At 63.1% G+C, this 22057-nt stretch carries 20 protein-coding genes; 9 read left to right on the top strand and 11 right to left on the bottom strand.

The window, feature by feature from the left end:
• Positions 1–59 precede the first annotated feature (59 nt).
• The 3 genes from KNN17_RS20025 to KNN17_RS20035 are packed head-to-tail and all read right to left on the bottom strand — an operon-like array spanning position 60 to position 3383.
• Positions 60–1271, bottom strand: coding sequence for an aminotransferase-like domain-containing protein (locus KNN17_RS20025; protein ID WP_241710614.1), 1212 nt, complete (start codon positions 1269–1271; stop codon positions 60–62).
• Between the two features lie 56 nt (positions 1272–1327).
• Positions 1328–2647 (bottom strand): M20/M25/M40 family metallo-hydrolase, encoded by a 1320-nt coding sequence (locus KNN17_RS20030; RefSeq protein WP_241710615.1) that lies wholly within the window; start codon positions 2645–2647, stop codon positions 1328–1330.
• A 55-nt stretch (positions 2648–2702) separates the two neighbouring features.
• A complete protein-coding gene (locus KNN17_RS20035) occupies positions 2703–3383 on the bottom strand; it encodes a TetR/AcrR family transcriptional regulator (protein ID WP_241710616.1) in 681 nt (226 codons plus the stop codon).
• Between the two features lie 261 nt (positions 3384–3644).
• Here KNN17_RS20035 and KNN17_RS20040 point away from each other — a divergent pair, with 261 nt between their 5' ends.
• The 5 genes from KNN17_RS20040 to KNN17_RS20060 all read left to right on the top strand — a co-directional run bounded on the left by KNN17_RS20040 (position 3645) and on the right by KNN17_RS20060 (position 9583).
• Entirely contained in the window at positions 3645–4514 is an 870-nt protein-coding gene (locus KNN17_RS20040) for an ABC transporter substrate-binding protein (RefSeq protein ID WP_241710617.1), read from the top strand.
• Entirely contained in the window at positions 4511–5407 is an 897-nt protein-coding gene (locus KNN17_RS20045; RefSeq protein WP_241710618.1) for an amino acid ABC transporter permease, read from the top strand. The genes KNN17_RS20040 and KNN17_RS20045 overlap by 4 nt, the downstream gene beginning before the upstream one ends.
• 5 nt (positions 5408–5412) lie before the next feature.
• A complete protein-coding gene (locus KNN17_RS20050; RefSeq protein WP_241710619.1) occupies positions 5413–6171 on the top strand; it encodes an amino acid ABC transporter ATP-binding protein in 759 nt (252 codons plus the stop codon).
• Between the two features lie 22 nt (positions 6172–6193).
• Positions 6194–7792 (top strand): thiamine pyrophosphate-binding protein, encoded by a 1599-nt coding sequence (locus KNN17_RS20055; RefSeq protein ID WP_241710620.1) that lies wholly within the window; start codon positions 6194–6196, stop codon positions 7790–7792.
• A 171-nt stretch (positions 7793–7963) separates the two neighbouring features.
• The gene (locus tag KNN17_RS20060; RefSeq protein WP_241710621.1) at positions 7964–9583 is read left to right on the top strand and encodes an amidohydrolase; all 1620 of its coding nucleotides are present in this window, start codon (positions 7964–7966) and stop codon (positions 9581–9583) included.
• A gap of 92 nt (positions 9584–9675) precedes the next feature.
• Here KNN17_RS20060 and bcp read toward each other — a convergent pair whose 3' ends face one another.
• The 7 genes from bcp to KNN17_RS20095 all read right to left on the bottom strand — a co-directional run bounded on the left by bcp (position 9676) and on the right by KNN17_RS20095 (position 17231).
• Positions 9676–10143, bottom strand: coding sequence for a thioredoxin-dependent thiol peroxidase (gene bcp, locus KNN17_RS20065; protein WP_078107485.1), 468 nt, complete (start codon positions 10141–10143; stop codon positions 9676–9678).
• 67 nt (positions 10144–10210) lie between these two features.
• Positions 10211–10936, bottom strand: a complete 726-nt coding sequence (locus KNN17_RS20070) for a winged helix-turn-helix domain-containing protein (RefSeq protein ID WP_241710622.1) — start codon at positions 10934–10936, stop codon at positions 10211–10213.
• Positions 10937–10945: 9 nt separating this feature from the next.
• A complete protein-coding gene (gene allB / locus KNN17_RS20075; protein ID WP_241710623.1) occupies positions 10946–12307 on the bottom strand; it encodes an allantoinase AllB in 1362 nt (453 codons plus the stop codon).
• Complete coding sequence (locus KNN17_RS20080; protein WP_241710624.1) at positions 12300–13523, bottom strand: glycerate kinase; 1224 nt, start codon at positions 13521–13523, stop codon at positions 12300–12302. Before KNN17_RS20080 ends, allB begins: the two co-directional genes overlap by 8 nt.
• 22 nt (positions 13524–13545) lie before the next feature.
• Positions 13546–15324 (bottom strand): glyoxylate carboligase, encoded by a 1779-nt coding sequence (gcl, locus tag KNN17_RS20085; protein WP_241710625.1) that lies wholly within the window; start codon positions 15322–15324, stop codon positions 13546–13548.
• Between the two features lie 107 nt (positions 15325–15431).
• Positions 15432–16310 carry a 2-hydroxy-3-oxopropionate reductase gene (locus tag KNN17_RS20090; protein WP_241710626.1) on the bottom strand — a complete coding sequence of 293 codons (879 nt, stop codon included), beginning with the start codon at positions 16308–16310 and terminating at the stop codon, positions 15432–15434.
• 117 nt (positions 16311–16427) lie between these two features.
• Positions 16428–17231, bottom strand: a complete 804-nt coding sequence (locus tag KNN17_RS20095) for a hydroxypyruvate isomerase family protein (protein ID WP_241710627.1) — start codon at positions 17229–17231, stop codon at positions 16428–16430.
• 1460 nt (positions 17232–18691) lie between these two features.
• On the opposite strand from KNN17_RS20095, the gene KNN17_RS20100 reads away from it, so the two are divergent.
• Complete coding sequence (locus tag KNN17_RS20100; RefSeq protein ID WP_139359642.1) at positions 18692–18967, top strand: uberolysin/carnocyclin family circular bacteriocin; 276 nt, start codon at positions 18692–18694, stop codon at positions 18965–18967.
• 29 nt (positions 18968–18996) lie between these two features.
• Complete coding sequence (locus KNN17_RS20105) at positions 18997–19569, top strand: hypothetical protein (protein ID WP_241710628.1); 573 nt, start codon at positions 18997–18999, stop codon at positions 19567–19569.
• 229 nt (positions 19570–19798) lie between these two features.
• On the opposite strand, the gene KNN17_RS20110 is transcribed toward KNN17_RS20105, so the two are convergent.
• Positions 19799–20098, bottom strand: a complete 300-nt coding sequence (locus KNN17_RS20110) for a hypothetical protein (protein WP_241710629.1) — start codon at positions 20096–20098, stop codon at positions 19799–19801.
• Between the two features lie 66 nt (positions 20099–20164).
• Here KNN17_RS20110 and KNN17_RS20115 point away from each other — a divergent pair, with 66 nt between their 5' ends.
• Both KNN17_RS20115 and KNN17_RS20120 read left to right on the top strand, forming a co-directional pair.
• A complete protein-coding gene (locus tag KNN17_RS20115) occupies positions 20165–20524 on the top strand; it encodes a hypothetical protein (RefSeq protein WP_241710630.1) in 360 nt (119 codons plus the stop codon).
• A 159-nt stretch (positions 20525–20683) separates the two neighbouring features.
• The gene (locus KNN17_RS20120; RefSeq protein ID WP_241710631.1) at positions 20684–22051 is read left to right on the top strand and encodes a hypothetical protein; all 1368 of its coding nucleotides are present in this window, start codon (positions 20684–20686) and stop codon (positions 22049–22051) included.
• Positions 22052–22057: the final 6 nt, after the last annotated feature.

Genomic DNA, 22057 nt, shown 5'->3' on the forward strand with positions numbered 1-22057 from the left:
CTCGCACTTAATGTCGTTTTCAGCCTCCAAAACGACACCAAATGCGAGTCAGTTGGGGCTTAGACCCGGCGGATTGCCTCGGCCAGGCGTTTCACTCCCTCGGTGAGCTGATCTTCAGGGGCGTAGGAGAAGGCGATGCGGAGCTGGTTGCTGCCCCCACCGTCGGCGTAGAAGGCGCTGCCGGGCACGAACACGACTCCCGCCTCGATGGCCGCGGCGAGCACTTGATCGGTGTCGATGCCCTCGGGCAGGGTTACCCAGGTGAAGAATCCGCCGCTCGGGCTGGTCCACCGGGTACCTTCTGGCATGTGGGCCGCCAAGGCGTCGAGGGTGGCTTTGCAGCGGGAGGCGTAGACGGCGCTGTAAGCGGCAATTTGGTCCCGCCAATCGAAGCTGCTGATGTACTGCTCCACCACCAGTTGGCTCAAGACCGAGGGACAGATCGTCGTGGCCTCGGAGGCGATCTGAAGGCGGCCGCGCACCTCCTGGGGCGCCACCACCCAGCCGACACGCAGGCCGGGAGCGAAGATCTTGGAGAACGAGCCGAGGTAGAACACGTTGTCCGGGTCGAGTGAGTGCATGGCGGGTTTGGGCGTGCCGTCGAAGCTCAGCAGGCCGTAGGGGTTGTCCTCGACAATCAGCACGCCTTCGGCCCGGCAAATGTCCACCACGCGCTGCCGTCGCTCAAGGGAAAGGCTGATGCCGCTGGGGTTGTTGAAGTTGGGGATCGTGTAGAAGAACTTGATGGTTTTGCCGGCCGCTTTGAGCCCGGAAATGACGTCCTGGAGGCGGTCGGGATCGACGCCGTCGTCGTCCATCGCCACGTGCGCCACGTCGGCCTGGAAGCCTTCGAACACGCCGAGCGCGCCCACATATGTCGGTCCTTCCGCGATCACTATGTCCCCGGGATCGCAGAAGAGTTTGGTGACGAGTTCCAATGCCATTTGCGAGCCCGCGGTGATCTGCACGTTTTCCGGCGACGTAGTGATGCCTTCGAGTTCCATCACTTGGCAGATCAGGGCCTGGAGTTCCTCTGTTCCCGCACCGGAGCCGTACTGGAGGGCCTCCAGCCCGCGGCGAGCGACGACGTCGGACGCCATCGCGGCGATGCGATCCATCGGCAGGACAGGCAGGTAGGGGTTGCCGCCCGCGAGGGAGATCATGCCCGGCTGCATGGAAACATCGAAGACTGCGCGGACGGGGGAGGGCTGGAATCCGGCCGCACGCTTGGCCATCCGGCCGGTGTGCGACAGCTCTGTGGTGAGGGTCATGGTGGTCCTTCGGTCTTGGTGGGCGGCCGCTTCGATGCGGCCGGACGGGTGGGCGGTCACTGTGCGCTGAGGAATCGGTGCAGGATGCGGGTGCCGGCGTGGATGGCCGTGACGGGGACCCGTTCGTCGATGCCGTGGAACATGCCCGCGAAATCAAAGCCTTCAGGAAGCCGCAAAGGCGAGAAGCCGTAGCAATGGATGCCCAGTTGCGAAAACGCTTTGGCGTCTGTGGCTCCGGACATGACGAACGGGAGCGCTTTCCCTCCAGGGTCGACGGCGGTGATCGCCGCTTGCATCGCGTCCAGCAGGGTGCCGCGGGCGGGTGATTCCAGCGAGCGGCCCTCCTCCCAGCTCACCTCGATGCCAGGCCCCAGCAGCTCCATGAATTGCTCTTTGAATTCGTCATCTGTGCCCGGAGCGATGCGGCAATCAACCGTGGCGGTGGCTGTCCCGGGAACTACGTTGGTCTTGTAGCCGGCGTGGAACTGGGTCGGGACGGCGCTGGTGCGCAAGCCCGGGAGGAGCATCGCGGCGAGCAGACCGAGCGAGGCGAGTTCGTCGTCGAGCCTTTCACTATCCAAAGGCCGGCCGAGCGCCTCGCCCAACTGCTCCACCAATGCCGAGAGCGAGGCGCTCTGGACCACCGGCCACTTGTGTTCCGAGATGCGGCCGAGGGCTGAGGAAAGGCGCGCGACGGCGTTGCTTTCGTTGGGCACGATGGAACCGTGGCCTGTGGTTCCGTGCGCGGTCAGCGTTGCCCAAGCGACCCCTTTTTCCGCGACTCCCAGTAGGTAGAGCCTCAGCTCGTCGCGCAGCTGGAGGGAAAAGCCGCCGATTTCACCGATAGCCTCGGTGACGCCGTGGAAGAGTCCAGGGTGCTCGTCCACCAGGAACTGGGCACCGAACTCGCCGGCTATTTCCTCATCGGCCACGAAGGCAAAGACGATGTCCCGCTGGGGGACGAAGTTCTCGCGCCGCAATTGGCGTACGGCAGCCACGGTCATGGCAACCATGTCCTTCATGTCCACGGCACCGCGACCCCATACGAAACCGTCCTTGACCTCGCCGGAGAACGGATCCACGGTCCAGTCCGCAACGTTTGCCGGGACGACGTCGGTATGGCCGTGCACCAGAAGGGCGGGAGCCTCTGGGTCGCTGCCCTTCATCCTGACCACGAGGTTGCCGCGGCCGGGAGCCTTTTCGAGCAGTTGGCCTTCGAGTCCGAACTCCGCGAGCAACGACTGAACGTATTCGACACAGCGCGATTCGCCGTCACCGGTGGTGGCCGGATCGCCGGTGTTGGTGGAGTCGATGCGGATCAAGGTGCTGCAAAACTCCACGGCTTCGGCAGCCATGGCGTCGTGTTGTTCCCCCACAGGTGGTCCCTTCCAGCGCACAGCCCGCGCCGTTCCAGCGCGAGTTGGCGCGTTCTTAGTGTGCGTCCACGAGTTTGGAGCGCTTCTTATGGATGAATTCGTCGGCGTCGATGCCGAACTCCCGGGCGGCGAAGCGGTGCAGGGTCTCGATCATCTCCGCAGGTGAGAAGCTGTGGACTCCGTTCAGGGACTGGATCGCGAGGCCGTCGATCGTGGCCAGAAGCAAGGTAGCCACTTCGTCTATATCGAAGGCCGGTTGGAGCAGTTTTTCGTCGACTGCCTCCTCGAGCGCCCGGACGAACAAGCCCCGCCATGACGTCCAGACAGCCGCGACACTTTCCCTGATCTCGGAGTTCTTGTGGGCGGCGGCGTAGATCTGCAGCCAGAAGCCCCAGGCTTCTTCGAACGGGGTGTCGCTTTGGATGGAGAACGTCAGGAGGTCGTGCAGGCGTTCCACGGCGTTGCTGCCGTGATCGTAGATCCGCTGCCATTCGGCGAGGGATTCGTCGATGCGGTACTCCACCGCGGCGCCAATGAGCCGTTCCCGATGCCGGAAATAGTGCTGGATCATCCCGATGCTGAAACCTGAAGCCTCGGACAGTTCGGCGAAGGAGCAGCCCTCCACGCCTTCACGGGAGATTACCTGCGAGGCATGGTGCAGGATGCTCTGCCGGCGTTCTGCCATGGCTTCTGCCGTGACGCTTCGTGTGCGGCGGCCCGGGTTTGTCTCGCTCATGCCGTTGCTCCTTCGTTTGTCTGGTCGCGCTGGTCCAGGTGGGGCGCCTTGTGGGTGCCCGTAGTCATCTCTCCACGATGTTGCCATGGTCCCTTGACACGCGTTGTTACTCATCTCACAATAAGTTGAACATATTGTTATTTCAACCCGACTCGAACCGGAGATCCACAAATGATGCGAAAAGGCATGAAAAGCCCGCTCGTGGCAGCGGCAGCCATCAGTTTTCTGGCGTTGACGACGGCTTGCTCAAACACAGAAGGTGTGGCCGCTACCGCATCCGGCAACGCATCGGTGAGCGGCCAAAGCAGTCAAAGCGGCCAGGAACTCGCGCAGGCCGTTCAAACAGATTCCAAGGTTCAGGCGCTCCTTCCGGCCGCGATCAAGAGCAAAGGCTCGCTGACCCTCGTCACGGATCCCACCTACGCCCCGATCGACTTCACGGATGACCAGGGCAAGATCGTCGGACTTGAACCGGACATGGCCTTGGCCGTCGCGAAGAAGATGGGCGTCACCATCAACATAGAAAAAGCCGACTTCAACGGCATCCTGGCCGGCATCGAGGCCCGCCGCTACGACGCTTCCTGGGCCGCTTTCTCCATCACGGACGAACGCAAGGACAAAGTCAACATGGTCAGCTACATGCGCGGAGGGACCTCCGTCATGGTCAAAAAGGGCAATCCACTGGGCATCAACTCGGAACTGGACCTCTGCGGGAAGACCGTCGCTGCCCAGACCGGGACAACCCAGGCGCTGAGCGTGCTTCCGTCGTTCGACAAGAAGTGCGCCGACGCCGGCAAGGACAAGCCTGTTTCCTTGCTGCTGCCCCAGCAGGACAACGTCAACCAGGCCGTGGCATCGGGCCGTGCCCAGGCACTCGTGGCCGACAACGCGCTCACCGGATACTACGCCCAGCTGCAGCCGGACGCCTTCACCTCCGTGGACTCCATCCTCGTGGAGCCGTCCTTGTCCGGCGTTGTGAGCCCGAAAGACGACGGCGGCCTGTCCAAGGCATTCCAGGCGGCGGTCCAGTCGCTCATGGACGATGGCACCTACGCCAAGATCATGGACGCCTGGAACCTCAAGTCCGGCATCATCACCAAGTCCGAGGTCAACCCGACGGTGGGGTCATGACCGTGTCCGAGCTGCCGATCACCGCCGCGGCACGGCATGACTTCGCGGAATTGGCGTCGCGGCCCGTGCTCAAGCGCAAACGGCCCGGACAACTGATCGCCATGGTGGTGGTGGGTCTGTTCGCGCTGATGGGCGCCTACGTCATCGTCACCAACCCAGGCTTCGGCTGGCCCACCGTGGCCAAGTACCTGTTCGATATCCGTATCCTCAGCGGCCTCCTGACCACGATGGAACTCACGGCCATTGCCATGGTCCTGGGACTCGTGATCGGCCTGGTGATCGCGGTCATGCGGATGTCCGACAACGCGCTCCTGCGCGGCGTGGCCGGTGCCTACATCTGGTTCTTCCGGGGCACACCGCTCATGGTGCAGATGCTTTTCTGGGGCTTCGCCGCTGTTCTCTTCCCCACCATCGGCATCGGCATCCCCGGCGGTCCCATGTTGGTGGAATGGAACACCAACGACGTCCTGCCGCTGTTCGTGGCAGGCATCCTGGGCCTGGGCTTGAACGAAGGGGCCTACATGGCCGAAATCGTGCGCGCCGGCCTGATGGGCGTTCCTGCGGGACAGTCCGAGGCCTCCCATGCCATGGGTTTCAGCCGGATGGAAACCCTGCGCCACGTGGTCATCCCCCAGGCCATGAAGATCATCCTTCCGCCGGTAGGCAATGAGACCATCTCCATGCTCAAGACCACCTCCCTGGTGATCGTCATCGGTGTCGGCGACTTGTTGTACAACGCCCAGCAGATCTACGCCCGCAATCTCCAGCAGATCCCCCTCCTGATCGTTGCGAGCCTCTGGTACATCCTGCTCACCACCATCCTCTCGCTCGTCCAGGCCCGCATTGAGAAGCGGTACTCCCGCGGCAACACCATCCAGGCACGAAAGGCGTAGCGGCAATGTCTGAAGTCCAGTTCCTCAACGTGCACAAGGATTTCTCCGGCATGGAGGTCCTCAAAGGCATCAACTTCACGGTCGAATCCGGACAAGTGGTGTGCCTGATCGGTCCCTCCGGATCCGGTAAGTCCACGCTGCTCCGCTGCGTCAACCACCTCGAAACCACCAGCTCCGGAACCATCCTGGTAGGTGGGCGCATGATCGGCTACGAAGTCCACGGCGACAGGCTCATCGAAGCCCAACAGAAGGACATCAACAAGCGCCGGTCCCGGATCGGCATGGTGTTCCAATCGTTCAACCTCTTCGGCCACATGACAGCCCTCGAAAACGTGATGATGGGTCCCGTCAAACTCCTCAAGGTACCCAAGGCCCAAGCGGAGGCCGAAGCCCGTGAGCTCCTGACGAAGGTGGGCCTTGCCGACCGCACGGGCCACTATCCGGCCCAGCTCTCCGGCGGCCAGCAACAGCGCGTCGCCATTGCCCGGGCGTTGTCCATGAAGCCCGATCTCATGCTCTTCGACGAGCCCACCTCCGCACTCGACCCGGAACTCGTGGGCGAAGTCCTCGACGTCATGAAAGCCCTGGCTCGCGATGGCATGACCATGATCGTCGTGACCCACGAAATGGGCTTTGCCCGCGAGGTGGCAGACGTCGTGGCGTTCATGGACGGCGGCGTCATTGTCGAAGCCGGCGATCCCAACGAGATCATCTCCGGCCCCCAACACGAGCGAACAAAGGCGTTCCTCTCCAAAGTTCTCTAGGCCACGATTTAAGGACTCAACCTTGACCAGTTCCATCCCCACCAACAACGTCGGCCTCGCCGTCATGACCACGCTGCGGAACTACGGGATCGACGCGATCTTCGGGATCCCAGGTACCCACAACCTCGAGTTCTACCGGCATCTTGAGCCGCTCGGCATCCGCCCGGTCACCACCCGCCACGAACAAGGAGCCGGGTACGGTTCCGACGGTTGGAGCCAGCTCAAGGGGCTTCCCGGCGTCGTGATCACCACCTCCGGACCCGGTCTGCTGAACGCGATGTCCGCCGCAGCCACGTCCTATTGCGAGTCCCGGCCCATGATCATCCTGTCCCCGGGCGCTCCCCGCGGCAGTGAGTTTTCCGACATTGGCCTGCTGCACGAGACCAAGGACCCCACCGGTGCTGTCCGGGCCCTGATCGGGCGCAGCACTCGGGTAGCCAGCGGCGGCGAGGCCGTTGAATTGATTCACGAGGCCTTCGCCTTCTTCGCGCACGGGCGGCCGCGTCCGGTCCACATCGAGATCCCGCTGGACGTGCTTGAGGGGGCGTCCGACGTCTACCCTTCCGCTCTGGAGGCCCGCCCCCTGGGTGCGCCGAAGACAGCAGCCGACGACGCCGTCGCCACCGCCGCGGAGATCCTCCGCCGCGGGTCGAACCCGGTGATCCTGGCCGGGGGCGGCTCGCTCGGAACCGGCGGCGCTCTGCTCGAACTTGCAGAACTCCTGCAAGCCCCCGTGGTGACCACCATCAATGGCAAAGGCGCTATTCCGGAAGCCCATCCGTTGTCGCTGGGCTCGGAAATCCGGCTCGCAGCGGCGCAGGACCTGTGCAACGCTTCCGACGCGCTGCTGGTGATCGGTTCCAAGGTGGGCGAATCGGAGCTGTGGGGCGGCAAGATCGTACCGCAGGGTCCATGCATCCGGATCGACATCGACCCGGTCCAACTGCAGCGCAATCTTGCGCCGGATGTCGAACTCCTCGGCAACGCGTCCGCCGTCGTGCCCCAATTGCTCGCGGCGCTCGCTGGACATGAGCCGGGCCCCGCTCCGGAACTGCACCCTTTCCGGGACAAACTGCGGACAGAAGCCCGCTCCATGGCGCCCGTGCTGGCCAACATCAACGAGATCCTTGCGGCCACGCTGCCGGCGGACACCGTTATCGCGGGCGATTCTTCGCAGATCACCTATTTCGGAACCACGTCCTTCTTCCCCATGCAGAAGCCGCATCAGCTCTTGTACACGCCCGCGTATGCCACGCTGGGTTATGGACTGCCGGCCGCGATTGGCGCAAAGGTGGCCGATCCGGATCGTCCCGTAGTGGGGCTGATCGGCGACGGTGCGCTCATGTTCGCTGTCCAGGAATTTATTACCGCCGTGGAGCAGGGCGTGGACCTGCCCATCATCTGCATCAACAACGGGGGCTACGGCGAAATCCGACAGAACATGGAGGATCGGGACCTGGCCCCGGTCGGCGTGAACCTGACACAGCCCGACTGGGTGCGGCTGGCCGAAGGCTTCGGACTGACGGCGTTCAACGTGGACTCCCTCGACGATCTCGCCGGGATTGTGACCAAGGCGCTCGCCGTCAAGGGCCCCAGCCTCATCCACGTGACCATCGAGTAACCGCCCCGACGCTCGCTCACTTATGACGGCTTTTGTACCGACGCTCGCTCACTTTCTTTAGGCAAGTGAGCGAGGGTCCGGTGGAAAGCGCTTATTTGTGAGCGAGGGTCACTGGGCCGAGACCCCGGGCCGGAACAGTTTCAGAACTCTATGACTTTAGGAAGGAAAACGATGAGCGCGACCGTCAAGAACGCCGGGTTGAAGGCCACGGCGTGGGAGTGGGTGGAGCAGCAGAGGGAGCAGCTTTCCGCCTGGCACACGAACATTTGGGAACTGGCCGAACCTGCATGGCGCGAGTACGAGTCCTGCGCCTGGTACGTGAAAACACTTCGGGAACATGGCTTCACCGTGGAGGAGGGCAGCGGGGGCATGCCCACCGCCTTCGCCGCCGAGTGGACAAGTCCCGCCGGTTCCGGTGCGCGGATCCTGGGCTACGCCGAATACGATGCCATTCCGGGAAATTGCCAGGCTGCGTCGACCAAGCGGGAGCCCCGAACCGGCATGTCGCGCTTCGCTCCGGGCCACACGGATCCGCATTCGGCCCTCGGCATCTCGACGCTCGCGGGCTTCCTCGCTGCAAAAGACTCCATGCAAAGGCACAACATTCCGGGCACCTTGGTCTACACGGGCGAGCCGGCCGAAAAGGTCCAGGGATCCAAGGTGGTTCACGGCCTGCGCGGCTACTACGACAATCTTGACGCGATCATCTCGTACCACCCGTTCTACATGATGCCCCTGTGCAATACCGCACGTTGGGACACCCACTGCGGCTCTTATTACAGCAAGATCTACACCTTCACGTGCGACAGCCCGGAAGGCTGGAACAACACGTACGGCGACAGTCCCATCCCGTCGTCGCACTCCGCAGCCCGGGCTCCAGGAGCGGACGCCGCGCTGTTCACGATGTTCTCGCTGACCAAGACGACGCAGGATTCGATGCTGCCGCAGGCGGGCGGGTGGTCGCTTTCGGAAGCGATCCTCACCGCCGGGCAGGCGACGGCGGACAACCAGCCTGCGGGGTTGGCCCAGATCCAGTACTCCTGGCGCTGTCCGAGCCTCGCCGAGGCCGACTCCGTGCTGGCGGTGCTTGATCGCAACGCGGAACTAGCCGCGGCCGCATCGCACTGCAGTGTTAGCTCCCGTTGGGTGGCGCGCAACCGCCCGGGCATCGCCAACCACACCGTCGCTCGGGTGGCCTGGGAGAACATCGCCGCCGTTGGCGCCCCGGTCTTGGATGAGCGGGCCCGGGAGATCGGACGCGAAATCCAAGCCTCGTGCGGAGTGGAACCCATGGATAATCCGTTCCATCCGGCAACGGCCGAGCTCATCACCCCGCAGGACGCCGAAGTGGAGCTGCGCCGGCACATCCCGGCAACCCAGCAGAACTGGACCAGCGATGACTACGTGGAAATGACCTGGTACGCTCCCACCATCCGCTTCTACACCGCGCGGCCGACGTTGGCGCCGGATGAGAAGGGCACTGCGTACCCGGGCTGGGCCATGACCGCCATGGGCGGCATACCGGAAACGATCGACCCCACCATCAGGGCGACAGGCAAGATGATTGCCGGGATGGTGCTGGACTTGCTGACTTCTCCCGACGTGCTGGCGGAGGCAAAGGCAGAGTTCGACGCCGAGAAGCGGCGCCGCGGTGCCGTGGCACCGCTGCTTCCTGCCGATTTCAGCGCGCCGACGGATTTCCGGTGGCCCGAATACATCGGCCAAGGCAAGGCCCGCGAGTGGTGGATCCCCGTGTCCGAAGAGTCATGGAATACCGCTGGCGGTAACTAACCCGAACGCTCGCTCACCTGGAAATAGAGAATCCTCCTTCGGATCATGATCTGCAGGAGGATTCTCTATTTAGCCTTGTTTGTGAGCGGGCGTTACAGGCCGAGTTCGGCTTTGAGCGCTGCCACGTGGCCTTGGGCCTTGACTTGGTACTGGGTCAGCTTGACCTTGCCTTCGCCGTCGAGCACGACGGTGGAGCGGACCAGTCCGTCGACCACTTCGCCGTTCACTAGCTTTTCGCCCCAGGCGCCGTAGGCGAGGGCCACAGCGTGGTCTTCGTCGGAGAGGAGCGGGAACGTCAGGGAGTAGTCTCCGGCGAAGTGTGCGATCTTTTCCGGAGCGTCGGGGGAGATGCCCAGGACTTCGTAGCCGGAGGACTGCAGGCTGGAAAGGCTGTCGCGGAAGTCGCAGGCCTCGGTGGTGCAGCCGGGGGTGGCCGCTTCCGGGTAGAAGTACACGATGACGTTGCGTCCACGGTAATCCGACAGCGAGACCTTCTGGCCCTCGGAGTTAAGCAGCGCGAAATCGGGGGCCTGGGTTCCGGCGAGGAGTTTCTGGGTCATGTTGCGATCCTTGACTTGTCGGGCAACCGCCGTGGCCGGCGATCAATCTATGGGTGTAACGGGCTGCCTAGATGCAGTATTCCGCGGGTCCGCGGACTGTGGAGCCTGGTCCGGGCACGAATTGGTAGCCGCCTCCACGCACTGTGGCGATGACATGGCGGGCTGAGCCCAGCTTGCGCCGGACGCGTCCAACATACACGTCGATGGACCGAAATGCCGCGCCGGGACAGTCAAGTGACTCCAAAAAGCGTTGCAATTCTTCACGTGGGATGGCCCGGGACAGGTTTTCCACGAGGTAGCGGAGGAGGCTGTGTTCCATCGCTGTGAAGCTGACAGGCACACCGTCGAGGAGGACGGTGTTCGCAGCCAGGTCCACTGCCACGGTGCTGCGTCGGCCGGCCAGTGCGACAGGTGACGGGACAGCAGCCGGGCGGCTTCCGGCGTCGGACGCACTCGACGCCGGAGCGGCGTCGGACGCTTCCGAACCGGAAGCCCCCTCCGAACCAGCGGAATCACCGGACGTTGCAGCTCCGGCGGCGGGCCAAAGGAGGACTTCCGCCCCCGGAGCAAGTTTGCGGGCCCGGGCCAGGACCGCTTCAGCGGCCCGGGACCAAACCTCGGGATCGATTTCGCGGCCTTCACCGGGCTGTACCCACACGGCAAGTCCGCGCGGGTGCATCCCGGGCCGCACCAGACCAGGCCGGAGCGCTGAAGGCCGGGGGGCGGGCTGGTGCCGCGAGGCGTTGAGCCGTGCGGGCAGTTGCCCGTACGGGGCATGGACATTGACGGCCATGGCTTGGCCTTACACGCCGCCGCGGCGAATCAGCTTGCCGCTGGGCGTCCGGCCGTCGATCTCGCTGCCCCGCAGGTACGTTTTGCGTACGACGCCGGAGAGCGCCTTGCCGTCGTACGGCGTGATCGGGTTCTTGTGCTTGAGCTTCTTGACGTCGACGACGAACGCGTCGTCCGGCGCGAAGATGGAGAAATCGGCGTCGTAGCCGAGAGCCAGCTGGCCCTTGTTGTGCAGGCGGGCCAAGGCGGCGGGCTTCTCGGACATCCAGGACACTACTTGCTCCAGGGAGATGCCGCGGTGCCGTGCTTCGGTCCAGATCAGCGAGATCCCCAGCTGCAGCGAGGAGACGCCGCCCCATGCCACGGCAAAGTCGCCGTTTTCCAGGTCCTTGAGGTCAAGTGTCGAGGGGGAGTGGTCAGAGACGATGCAGTCGATGGTGCCGTCCTGCAGGCCCTGCCAGAGGAGCTCGCGGTTGGAGGCTTCGCGGATGGGCGGGCAGCACTTGTACGCGGTGGCGCCGTCGGGGATTTCCTCGGCCATGAGGGTCAGGTAGTGCGGGCAGGTCTCAACGGTGAGGTGGACGCCGTCGCGCTTCGCCGAAGCGATCATCGGGAGAGCGTCCGACGACGAGAGGTGCAGGATGTGGGCGCGCGCACCAGTCCAGCGGGCGCGTTCGATGACCTCGGCGATGGCCTTGTTCTCGGCCCCGCGCGGGCGGGAGGCAAGGAAGGTGGAGTAGTGCGCTCCGCCGGGGTGGGGTGCGTGGTCGATCGCGTGGGAGTCCTCGGCGTGGACGATCATAAGCGAGTCGAAGGACTTGAGCTCGGCCATGTCCTGTTCCATCTCGTCCGCGTCCAGGTGCGGGAACTCGTCCACGCCGGAGTGGAGGAGGAAACACTTGAAACCGAAGACGCCCTCGTCGTGCAGCGGGCGAAGGTCCTTCTTGTTGCCCGGGATGGCGCCGCCCCAGAATCCGACGTCCACGAACGCTTGGTCCTCGGCGACTTCGCGCTTGAGCTTGAGGCCTTCCACGTTGGTGGTGGGCGGGATGGAGTTCAGCGGCATGTCGATGATGGTGGTGACGCCGCCGGCTGCCGCAGCGCGGGTGGCGGAGGCGAAGCCCTCCCACTCGGTGCGGCCCGGCTCGTTGACGTGCACATGGGTGTCCACCAGGCCCGGGATGAGGGTTTCGTCGTCGCCGAGTTCGATGACTTCGGTGCCCGTCAGGCCGTTGCCCAAGGGTTCGATGGCGACGATCACGCCGTTGCGGACGCCGACTTCGCGGGCGGTGATGCCGGCGGTGGTGAGGATGCGCTGGCCCCGGATGACCAGGTCAAACGGGCCGTGTGCTGTGGTGGTTTCTTCAGACATGGAGTTGCTCCTTGGTCTCGGTTCGCGCTGCGACTTGGGTGGATGCCGCTTTTTCAGAGAGGCGCACGCCGATGTGCTTGCCTAATTCTTCAAGCAGCGGGCCTGCTTCAGCTATACATTTCTCTACGTTGGATTCGAGCTCGGTCAATGCGTGGACCGACTCGAAACCGGACTCCGAAAGTTGTTCCGGGCTCAGCGTACTGCGGCCACAGACGGCAATCACAGGGATCCCGGAACGCGCCGCCGCCCGCGCCACGCCCATAGGCGTTTTGCCGAGCAGGCTTTGTTCGTCGAGGCTGCCTTCGCCGGTGATCACCAGCTCCGCGCCCGCCAGCCGCTGCTCGAGTTCAGTGAATTCGAGGACGACGTCGATGCCCGGCCTGCGTGCCGCGCCCAGCGCCGCGATGGCGATGTAGCCGACGCCGCCTGCCGCGCCAGCGCCCGGAGCCTGTGCGGCGTCCTGGGCTTCGGACCCGATCTCGTTGGCGAGGACCTGGACGAAGTGGGCCAGAGCCGCGTCGAGCGAGGCGACGTCGTCCGGCGTCGCGCCCTTCTGCGGTCCGAAGATCGCGGCGGCGCCGGTGCGGCCCAAAAGGGGATTGTCGACGTCGGACGCCAGGACGAACTCGGTGACCTCCAAGCGGACGTCGAGGTTCGAGAAGTCGATCCGGTCCAAGCGGGCGAGGGCCGCGCCGCCGCCTGGGAGTTCGTTGCCGTCCGCGTCGAGGAGGACCGCACCGAGGCCCTGCAGGACGCCGGCGCCGCCGTCGGTGTTGGCACTGCCGCCGACGCCGAGGATGATGTGCCGGCAGCCGAGGTCCAGGGCGGCGCGGATGAGTTCGCCGGTGCCCAGGCTTGTGGAGCCCTTGGCCGTTTCGGTGTTCGGGGCGCAGCCGTCGCCGAAGCCCGGCAGTACGGCGAGTCCGGAGGCCGCCGCCATTTCAATGACGGCTTCCTCGCCGCGGACGGCGAATTCGGCCGTGATCGGCTGGCCCGTGGGTCCCGTGACCGTGGTGCTGCGGCGGGTGAAGCCGGAGCCGACGGCGGCGTCGAGAGTCCCTTCGCCGCCGTCGGCCACTGGAATGAGCGTGGTTTCAAAGCCCTCGCCCGGTCGGCCGGCAGCAAATCCGGCCTGCAACCCGGCGCTCAAGCGGCTGGCGACCTCGGGAGCTGACAGCGATCCCTTGAACTTGTCCGGGGCTATGACCACACGCATTCCGTACCTCCTTCAGTACTTACTAGTCCAGCAGGGCGATGATCGCAGTGGGTGCGTCTTCGCCGCGCTCGGCCAGCTCTTCGAACTCGTTCACGCCGTTGATTTCAACACCCATGGAGATGTTGGTGATCTTTTCCAGGATCACTTCGACCACCACGGGAACCTTGAACTCGTCCATGAGTGCCTTGGCCTTGTCGAACGCGGCAGGCAGGTCGGACGGGTTCTCCACGCGGATGGCCTTGCAGCCGAGGCCCTCGGTGACCTTGACGTGGTCCACGCCGTAGCCGTTGGTTTCCGGGGAGTTGATGTTCTCGAACGCCAGGGACACGTTCTGTTCCATGTTGAAGCCGCGCTGCGACTGGCGGATCAGGCCCAGGTACGAGTTGTTCACCACCACGTGGATGTACGGCAGGTTGAACTGTGCGCCCACGGCCAGCTCTTCGATCATGAACTGGAAGTCGTAGTCGCCGGACAGGGCAACAACGGTCTCGTCCGGCTTGCCGCGGACAACGCCCAGCGCGGCAGGACATGTCCACCCCAGGGGGCCGGCCTGGCCGGCGTTGATCCACTTGCGCGGGCCGAAGACGTGCAGCAGCTGCGCACCGGCGATCTGCGAGAGGCCGATGGTGGATACGTAGGTGGTGTCCTTGCCGAACGCCTTGTTCATCTCTTCGTACACGCGCTGCGGCTTGATCGGCACGTTCTCGAAGTGGGTCTTGCGCTGCAGGGATCCTTTGCGGGCGGTGCACTCGGCGACCCAAGCGGAGTAGTCCGGCAGGGACTTGGCTGCCTGGCGCTCGCGTGCCAGTTCGATCAGCCCGTCCAGCGCCGCACCGGCGTCGGACGCGATACCGAAGTCCGGCGAGAACACGCGGCCGATCTGCGTGGGCTCGATGTCGATGTGCACGAACTTGCGGCCCGCCGTGTAGGTGTCCAGGCCGCCGGTGTGGCGGTTGGCCCAGCGGTTTCCGATGCCGATCACGAAGTCGGAGGCCAGCATGGTCTCGTTGCCGTAGCGGTGAGAGGTCTGCAGGCCCACCATGCCGGCCATCAGCTCGTGGTCGTCCGGGATGGTGCCCCAGCCCATGAGGGTGGGGATGACCGGAACGTTGAGCAGTTCGGCCAGTTCAACCAACTGCGCGGAGGCGCCGGCGTTGATGATGCCGCCGCCGGCGACGATCAGCGGGCGCTCGGCTGCGGTGAGCATGTCCAGTGCCTTTTCCAGCTGCTTGCGGCTGGCCTTGGGTTTTTCGACGGCGATGGGCTCGTACGCGTCGATGTCGAACTCGATCTCGGCCATCTGCACGTCGAACGGCAGGTCCAGCAGGACCGGGCCGGGACGGCCGGAGCGCATCAGCTGGAAGGCCTTCTGGAAGGCGCCCGGAACCTGGCCCGGTTCCAGGATGGTCATGGCCATCTTGGTGACCGGCTTGGCGATGGACTCGATGTCCACGGCCTGGAAGTCTTCCTTGTGCAGCTTGGCAACGGGGGCCTGGCCGGTGATGCAGAGCATGGGGATGGAATCTGCCCAGGCTGCGTACAGGCCGGTGATCATGTCCGTTCCTGCGGGGCCCGAGGTACCGATGCAGATACCGATGTTTCCGTCCGCTGCACGGGAGTAGCCGTCAGCCATGTGGCTGGCGCCTTCAACGTGGCGGGCCAGGGTGTGGCGGATGCCTCCGTGTGCCCGCATCGCGGAATAGAAGGGGTTGATGGCCGCGCCTGGCAGGCCGAACGCCTCGATGGCGCCTTCCTTTGCCAAGATGGCGACGGCTGCGTCTACAGTGCGCATCTTCGTCATGGTGTGCTCCTTGAAAGTCTGTTTTTGGGTGTTGTAGGGGAGCCGCCGTCGTGAAGTACGACGGCGGTTGCCCGGATTTGCTTGTTATCGCGCCTGAGCGCGTGGCTTTACTTGCGGCCGCTGAGCTGGAGGACTTGCTTGAAGAGGCCCGAGTGGTCGAGTCCGCCGTCGCCCTGGTTGACAGTGGCGGCCACGAGCTGCGCGACGACGGCGCCGAGCGGGATGGCGACGTTGGCTTCGCGGGCTGCGGAGGTGACGATGCCGAGGTCCTTGTGGTGGAGGGCCAGGCGGAAGCCGGGGTCGAAGTTGCGGTCGAGCATCTTCTGGCCCTTCTGGTCCAGGACCTTGGAGCCGGCCAAACCGCCGCCGAGGACCTTGAGGGCTGCGTCCGTGTCCACGCCGTAGGCCTCAAGGAAGGCGATGGCCTCGCCAAGGACCTCGATGTTGACGGCCACGATCAACTGGTTGGCTGCCTTGACGGTCTGGCCGGAGCCGGAGGGGCCGACGTGGACGATGGTCTTGCCGACGGCGTTGAGCACATCCTGGGCCGCCTCGAAGTCGGCCGCGTCGCCGCCGACCATGATGGACAGGACGGCGTCGATGGCGCCCTGTTCGCCACCGGAAACAGGGGCGTCGAGCGGGCGGATGCCGGCCGCGACGGCGTCTGCCGAGAGGCGGGCTGCGACGTCAGGGCGGATGCTGCTCGCGTCGATCCAGAGGGTGCCCTTCTTCGCGTTGGCGAAGACACCGTCCGGGCCGCTCACGACACCTTCGACGTCGGGGGAGTCCGGCACCATGGTGATGACGACGTCGGCGTCCTTGACGGCGTCGGCGATGCTCGTGGCACCCTTGCCGCCTTCGGAGACGAGCTTGTCGATCTTGTCCTGGCTGCGGTTGAAACCGGTGACGTTGTGGCCGGCCTTGACCAGGTTGATGGCCATGGGAAGGCCCATGATTCCGAGTCCGATAACTGCAACGTTGCTCATGATTTTCCTTACTGAAGTCTTTGTTTTAGCTCAGGTGTGCTGGACCCAACTAGCTCGCAGTTGATGTCGTTTTGAGGGCTCTAAACGACAACAACTGCTACTCAGTTGGCGCGTTCGCTAGTGGGAGGTGGCGCGCTGGCGGATGGCCCAGCTGAACGCCGTTTCCTGCGGTTCCTTGTATTCGAGGCCGATGTAGCCTTCGTAGCCGAGTTCTCGGCTGCGGGCGATCCATTCGCCGAGGGGAAGCCCACCCGTTCCGGGAGCCCCACGGCCGGGGTTGTCGGCGATCTGGATGTGGCCGAAGTCCTTGGCGTGGTTTTCGATGACGGCTGCGACGTCGTCCCCGTTGACTGCCAGGTGGTAGAAGTCGGCGAGGAGCTTGACGTTCGTGGCGCCGGATTCTTCCTTGACGCGGGCGATCACCTTGAGGGCGTCGGCGGCCTTGAGGAGCGGGTACTTGGGGGCGCCGCTGACGGGCTCGAGGAGGACAGTGCCGCCGATGCGTGCGACGCCATCCGCCGCGCTGGCGAGGTTCTCGGCACCGATGGCGTCCTGCTTCTCGGGGGATTCGCCGTCCGCGCGGTTGCCGTAGAGGGCGTTGAAGGCCTTGCAGCCGAGCCGCTCGCCGATGCCTGCGACGACGTCGATGTTGTCCAGGAACTCGGAGGAGCGGGCGGGCCAGGAAACCAGGCCGCGGTCGCCGCCGGGCATGTTGCCGGCGTTGAAGTTCAGGCCGGTGAGCTGAACGCCAGCGTCCTTGATGGCGTTCTCGAACTCGGTGACCTGGGCGTCCGACGGAACGGAGGTCTCAAAGGGCCACCAGAATTCGACGGCGTCAAAGCCGGCAGCCTTCGCAGCTGCGGGGCGCTCGAGCAGGGGCAGCTCCGTCAGGAGGATGGAGCAGTTCACTGTGTACGTCATCGTAGGTGTCCTTCCGGGGAGGGCTTGGGATCCATCTTCCGCTTGGCTTGTCCTCTTGGGCTAGTTCGCTTCGTCGAGTTTCCGCTTTGTGGAATTTAGATTCTGCTTTATGAAAAGTTTAGGGAAGAAGGGGGTGGGAGTCAAGGGGTCTTCCGTGTGGAGCGGGTTTGGGATACCAAGTGACGGGCTTGGGTGGGCTGGTGGCGTATCCGGCGTGGGCAGTGTCAAGGTATGCGAATCACCAGCTAGGCTTCAACTTGCGCAGTGGCGTGCTCTTCGTCGCTGGAGCACCATTTCCCGTCTTTGTTGTCTTCTTTTGCGCTGCGTTCGCCCTCAACATTGCTTTTGTTGTCATATGGGCCCGCAGAGACGCTTTGGCGGCCTATTGCCAGATTGAGAGCGAACCCTAAAGTCTGCCTTTGATGAGTTCTTCTGCTCACCAGAACTAGGAAGGTCCGACAGCGATTCACAACCGGCGCCCGAAACGACGTTCATCCGCGCGTTTGAAATTGTGCTTGCTCCCTTGTGTCTGTTCTGGTGCGCAGCGTTTGGGGCGCATTGGGAGGAGCTGTGCCTAACAAAGCCATCACTCTGGCGCATCAAGGCAAACATTCCCGCGCTCAGAGCCGTGTATAGGTACCGGTCGGCGGATTCATCAGTTCTGTTTCCTTCCGTTTCTCAATCCCCTAGCGCAACGGGTCCAAAATGGACCTGCCGGCGCAATTTCATGGGTCATTGTTCAACTCGGCCTGAAGAGATAACGGATGGAAGGCTCGAAAGGCCTGGACGAAAAAGTGTGGATATCGCGCTTTGGAAAAGCTGGAGTCATGACGATCATTTTGATGCTTATCAATAACAGTTTGTAGACTGGCAGAAATGTAATTCGGGAGGCACTGACGGTTGCCTTGGCGTTTGCCCTTTCGCTTTGGCTTCGTAGCCCTATCTGACTTTGCGAGTCACTGGCTTGAGTTTCGCGGGAAAAGGACAAGGAAGTCTAAGCCCTCGGACTTGACCCCCACGCGGTGTCCAGGGATCGATTGCCGCGGCACGGGCGCTGATGGACCATCCCAACTTTACGAGGATGAAACATAGACGAGAACGCGGTATTGGGTATCGGCGGCACGAGGGGAATTCAGTTTGAGGCCCGACCCTACGTTGGGGTGGTCGGCGGCGACTGCGTGGGACTGCTGCGGTGGGTACGGTGAAACACTGGCCGGCCCCAAGCCACCTCGCCTCAATTCCGAATCCACAGACTCGACGATGCTCCGTGCGACTTATCGGTAACACGGAGACGAGACTCCGTGAACGCCATTTGCGCCTCCGTGTATGGCCTTTTCGCACGGAGATTTGGGTTTCAGACCACTGAGTTTTCCGATTTCACCACTTAGACCGGGAAACATGCCTTTGGATTGTGACAGGGATCGGGATCGCCGGTCCCGGTCACAATCGAAGGAGGAATCATGGAAGCAACGAGCCGCCCGTCCATCAAGTCGGTCACTTTCGCAACTGCGGTCAGCGTGGCAGGACTTGCCCTTGCCAGCGTGAGCGTCATGTACATCGCCGGAATGTTCGGTCTATCCAGCACGTTCGCCTCACAGATCGTAACGGCAGTAGAGGTCGGCGGGATTGCCCTTGCCATCGTGATGGGGGTGCTTTCCGGCGGCATAGCAGCGGCAGTCATCGCGACGGCGCGCTGGGCCATCCTCCAATGGGGTAAGCGGGCAGCGATCGCCTAGCTGCAGCAGCGACGGTACCGAAATTGCGCATGAGCGTCAGGAACGGCGATAAGCCATTGCTCCTCGTTGCGATGATGCTGTCCCTGGCGCTCATGCTGGCCGGATTCACCATCGGTTTCCAAGCGGACATGGCCGCTCAATCCGAATCACCTCAGCCGATGTCCCCTGAAGCTGGCCTTACATGGCTATCCGCGCTGGGACGGATTCTCGCGGCAAATGTACCCGCCTTGTGTCTTTTGTTTTCCGGAGTCATTACCGGGGGAGTCTCGACGCTGATCGCATGGCCACTCACAGCAATCTACATCGGCTCCACAATGCGCCTCGGCCGGACACACATGGGAATTGGTGAGGTGGTGGCCTCGATTTGGATTTATGCACCGATCGAATTTCTAGGCCTTCTGTTGGGCGCCGGGGCTGGGCTCATACCCGTCGCCGCCGCTATCCGGTCAGCTCTTTCCGCTTCTGAGGCAGCAGGACCGCTGCGGCAGTATCTCGCTATGTTCCCATTGGCCTTAAAGATCTTCGGAATTGCTTCAGTCCTTGTCCTTGCCGCAGCTCTCCTCGAAGCCACAGTTTTAGTTACAAAAGGATTCTCCCCATGACGTTATCGTCGTTGAGTGTGGAACAGCCGGGCGGAGATAAGCCCTCTCGGAGACCGCAAAGGAACACGTCCCCTCTTGTTTGGATGTGTTCCGCCGGGGCACTTTTGGGTCTCCTGCTGTTGAGGAGCAAACAGCTTCACGGAGTCGTAGCAGGAAAAGTTGCGCAGACCGATGCCGCTAGGGCAATTAGTGACCCAGCGGTTACCGAGCTCGCCGTGAACGTGGGGTTCTACGTCGGAGTCGTCCTCTCAACACTACTTTCGACGCTGTACTTTTCGTTGACGTCCATCGCAGAGAGCACCTTCTTTCCTGGGCTAAAGCGTGGAGGATTCCGTTTCCGAGTCGGACTACTGGGGTGCACGGCAATCGTGTCCCTTCTGGGCGTCCAGCTAGTCAGCCTTCTGTTGTCGCTGACTTCTCCGAAGGACAGCTGGTCGACATTCGTATACGTGGCCCTCGTGGCGGCATGCTCTCCCTTCATGTTCCGAAAGCAGTGGTCGAGTTCTTCGTCCACAACGACTGCGGCCATTTTCGCCACCTCGCTCGCAACGGCAGCGGTCTCTCTTGCTCTCTGAATCCTAGAAAGGATACGACATTGATTTACTCATCAAGGGTCCGAACCATCGCCACCGTTCTCGTACTCGCGTGTATCGCCGGCAGTATCGTCGTGGGGCTCATTCACGAACCGAGGACTCCACTGCTTGCATGGACGTCCTTGAGCGTTGGAGCGATCTCCCTGTTGGTAGTGCTCGCAACAAAACGAAATCCCAAGCGCGATGCGGTTCTATTTGTTATCAGCGGGATGGGCGGCGGAGTGTTCATAGCTGCCGCGACAGTGGGCTTCCCGGACACGCTTCCGTTATGGCTCTGGACGATAGGCATCATCTGTATCGGAACCGTGGCCCTCATCGTCGATGCGGAGTCTGCCCAAAGTAAATCCGTCAATCGTTTCTAGGCGTCGGCAATGGGAAGCCTGAGAGCGGCTTACAAATTATCGGGGGTGCGCATACTGGCCTTCACGGGATGGCCGATATCCATCCGCGCACTCGCGGTCCTTGGAGTAACTAGTGGGGTTGCTTTGGTCTGTGCTGTTCTGGCGGGATCCCTATTTTTGATGCGGCTGCTCCATGAGGCGTTGTCCTTCGACGGCGTGCACGCCTATTTGGGCAGCACTGCAAGGATGGCAATCATCCTGTTGGCGCTCGCCGTCTGCCTTTATATCTCCGTCGGTGCGCTCGCACGGGAAGCACTCAGCAGCCGAAGATTTGCAGTTCGGTTCAATCCAAACAGGCAGCTCTACCGGGCGACCGATGTTTCGATGCACCACGTGTTCCTGGCCGAGGCAGGTCGACGGGCTGCCATCTTGTTTGGTTTGTCGGGCGCCGTCTGCACCGCGGCCTGGGTTGTTGTGCAAGAGGACGGTGGTAGCGGCGGACCATTGGAACTGACACTATTAGCTGCCCCATTCGCCCTGACTGCGTCCTGGCTCGCCTTGAGTTCCAAGCTGGCCGCAAGTGACCCTCGTCTTCCGAGCCTTGCCGTGGGATGGACCTTCTTCGCCGGGGGATGCCTCCTGGCCGCGTTGCTGGGGGCCGTCCTCGCCCGAGGAGTGCTGGCACTAACCTCGGCAGCGGCCGGGTATGACCTGCGACTCAACGCAACCGGCGCAGAAGGCGGCTGGATCGCGACCGCGGTGGCGATCGCCGTCGTCGTATTTTCCTTTCTCACAATCCGAAACGTTGGAGCGATCAAGAGGCAATCGTTTCCGATAACCGCGAGCGTTCCGCGGCGCGTCAGGGAGTCCGTATGGAGGGCGACGACGCCGGTAGCCATGCTTTGGCGGGTCCTCATAGTTAACCTCGTCAGGGACAAGTCGTTTGCCCTGTTCCGTGGAATCGGAATCTGCCTGCTTCTGGCCGCTGCCACTGCGATCGGCTTTCGGTGGGGCGGGATAGGGCCGGAATTCCTTCGGGAGATCCCCGGAGTTCGGGGCGCGGGTGCCTGCATCGTTTTCATGGTGGGAGTTGCCGGGAATGAACTCATGTGCAAGGCGAACAATCCGATCGGACTTCTTTCGCAGCTGAGGTACAGCTGGGAATCCGGATTCGGCCTCACGTCGCTTGCGTGGGGCGTGACCCTGAGTCAGTCTGTGCTGCTGGCGCTGCTTGCGGCACCAGCGATCGGAATCGTCGTCTGGGCTGCAACCGGCGTCCTGCCCGTCGAGACTCTCCTGATTCCATGGTCGATTGCGAGCAGCAACATCATTGGGAACGCCTACAGCAAGGTCAAAGTCAGGCAGGCCGACGGCTCGATGGAAATGTCCCTGGCGGCAGCGTTTATTGGCTTACTGCTTGCAGTTCCGGTGCTCGGACTTATCCTCTCGGGCAACGTCCCCGCAACCATTTCCGCCGTCATTTACACGGCTCTTCTCACTGGAGGTGCAAAGATTTGCCTGCAACGCAGAATTCTCTACCAGAAATAGTCTTTG

Origin of the sequence: Arthrobacter bambusae (assembly GCF_022606295.1) — a bacterium.
Lineage (GTDB): Bacteria > Actinomycetota > Actinomycetes > Actinomycetales > Micrococcaceae > Arthrobacter > Arthrobacter bambusae_A.

Excerpts from the sequence above, each read along its gene's own strand:
- gcl (WP_241710625.1), bottom strand. The coding sequence starts at position 15,324 with ATGACGAAGATGCGCACTGTAGACGCAGCCGTCGCCATCTTGGCAAAG.
- KNN17_RS20070 (WP_241710622.1), bottom strand. The coding sequence starts at position 10,936 with ATGGCCGTCAATGTCCATGCCCCGTACGGGCAACTGCCCGCACGGCTC.
- KNN17_RS20045 (WP_241710618.1), top strand. The coding sequence starts at position 4,511 with ATGACCGTGTCCGAGCTGCCGATCACCGCCGCGGCACGGCATGACTTC.
- KNN17_RS20105 (WP_241710628.1), top strand. The coding sequence starts at position 18,997 with ATGAGCGTCAGGAACGGCGATAAGCCATTGCTCCTCGTTGCGATGATG.
- KNN17_RS20100 (WP_139359642.1), top strand. The coding sequence starts at position 18,692 with ATGGAAGCAACGAGCCGCCCGTCCATCAAGTCGGTCACTTTCGCAACT.
- bcp (WP_078107485.1), bottom strand. The coding sequence starts at position 10,143 with ATGACCCAGAAACTCCTCGCCGGAACCCAGGCCCCCGATTTCGCGCTG.
- KNN17_RS20120 (WP_241710631.1), top strand. The coding sequence starts at position 20,684 with ATGCGGCTGCTCCATGAGGCGTTGTCCTTCGACGGCGTGCACGCCTAT.
- KNN17_RS20080 (WP_241710624.1), bottom strand. The coding sequence starts at position 13,523 with ATGCGTGTGGTCATAGCCCCGGACAAGTTCAAGGGATCGCTGTCAGCT.
- KNN17_RS20060 (WP_241710621.1), top strand. The coding sequence starts at position 7,964 with ATGAGCGCGACCGTCAAGAACGCCGGGTTGAAGGCCACGGCGTGGGAG.
- KNN17_RS20035 (WP_241710616.1), bottom strand. The coding sequence starts at position 3,383 with ATGAGCGAGACAAACCCGGGCCGCCGCACACGAAGCGTCACGGCAGAA.
- KNN17_RS20095 (WP_241710627.1), bottom strand. The coding sequence starts at position 17,231 with ATGACGTACACAGTGAACTGCTCCATCCTCCTGACGGAGCTGCCCCTG.
- KNN17_RS20110 (WP_241710629.1), bottom strand. The coding sequence starts at position 20,098 with ATGGCCGCAGTCGTTGTGGACGAAGAACTCGACCACTGCTTTCGGAAC.
- allB (WP_241710623.1), bottom strand. The coding sequence starts at position 12,307 with ATGTCTGAAGAAACCACCACAGCACACGGCCCGTTTGACCTGGTCATC.
- KNN17_RS20025 (WP_241710614.1), bottom strand. The coding sequence starts at position 1,271 with ATGACCCTCACCACAGAGCTGTCGCACACCGGCCGGATGGCCAAGCGT.
- KNN17_RS20050 (WP_241710619.1), top strand. The coding sequence starts at position 5,413 with ATGTCTGAAGTCCAGTTCCTCAACGTGCACAAGGATTTCTCCGGCATG.
- KNN17_RS20090 (WP_241710626.1), bottom strand. The coding sequence starts at position 16,310 with ATGAGCAACGTTGCAGTTATCGGACTCGGAATCATGGGCCTTCCCATG.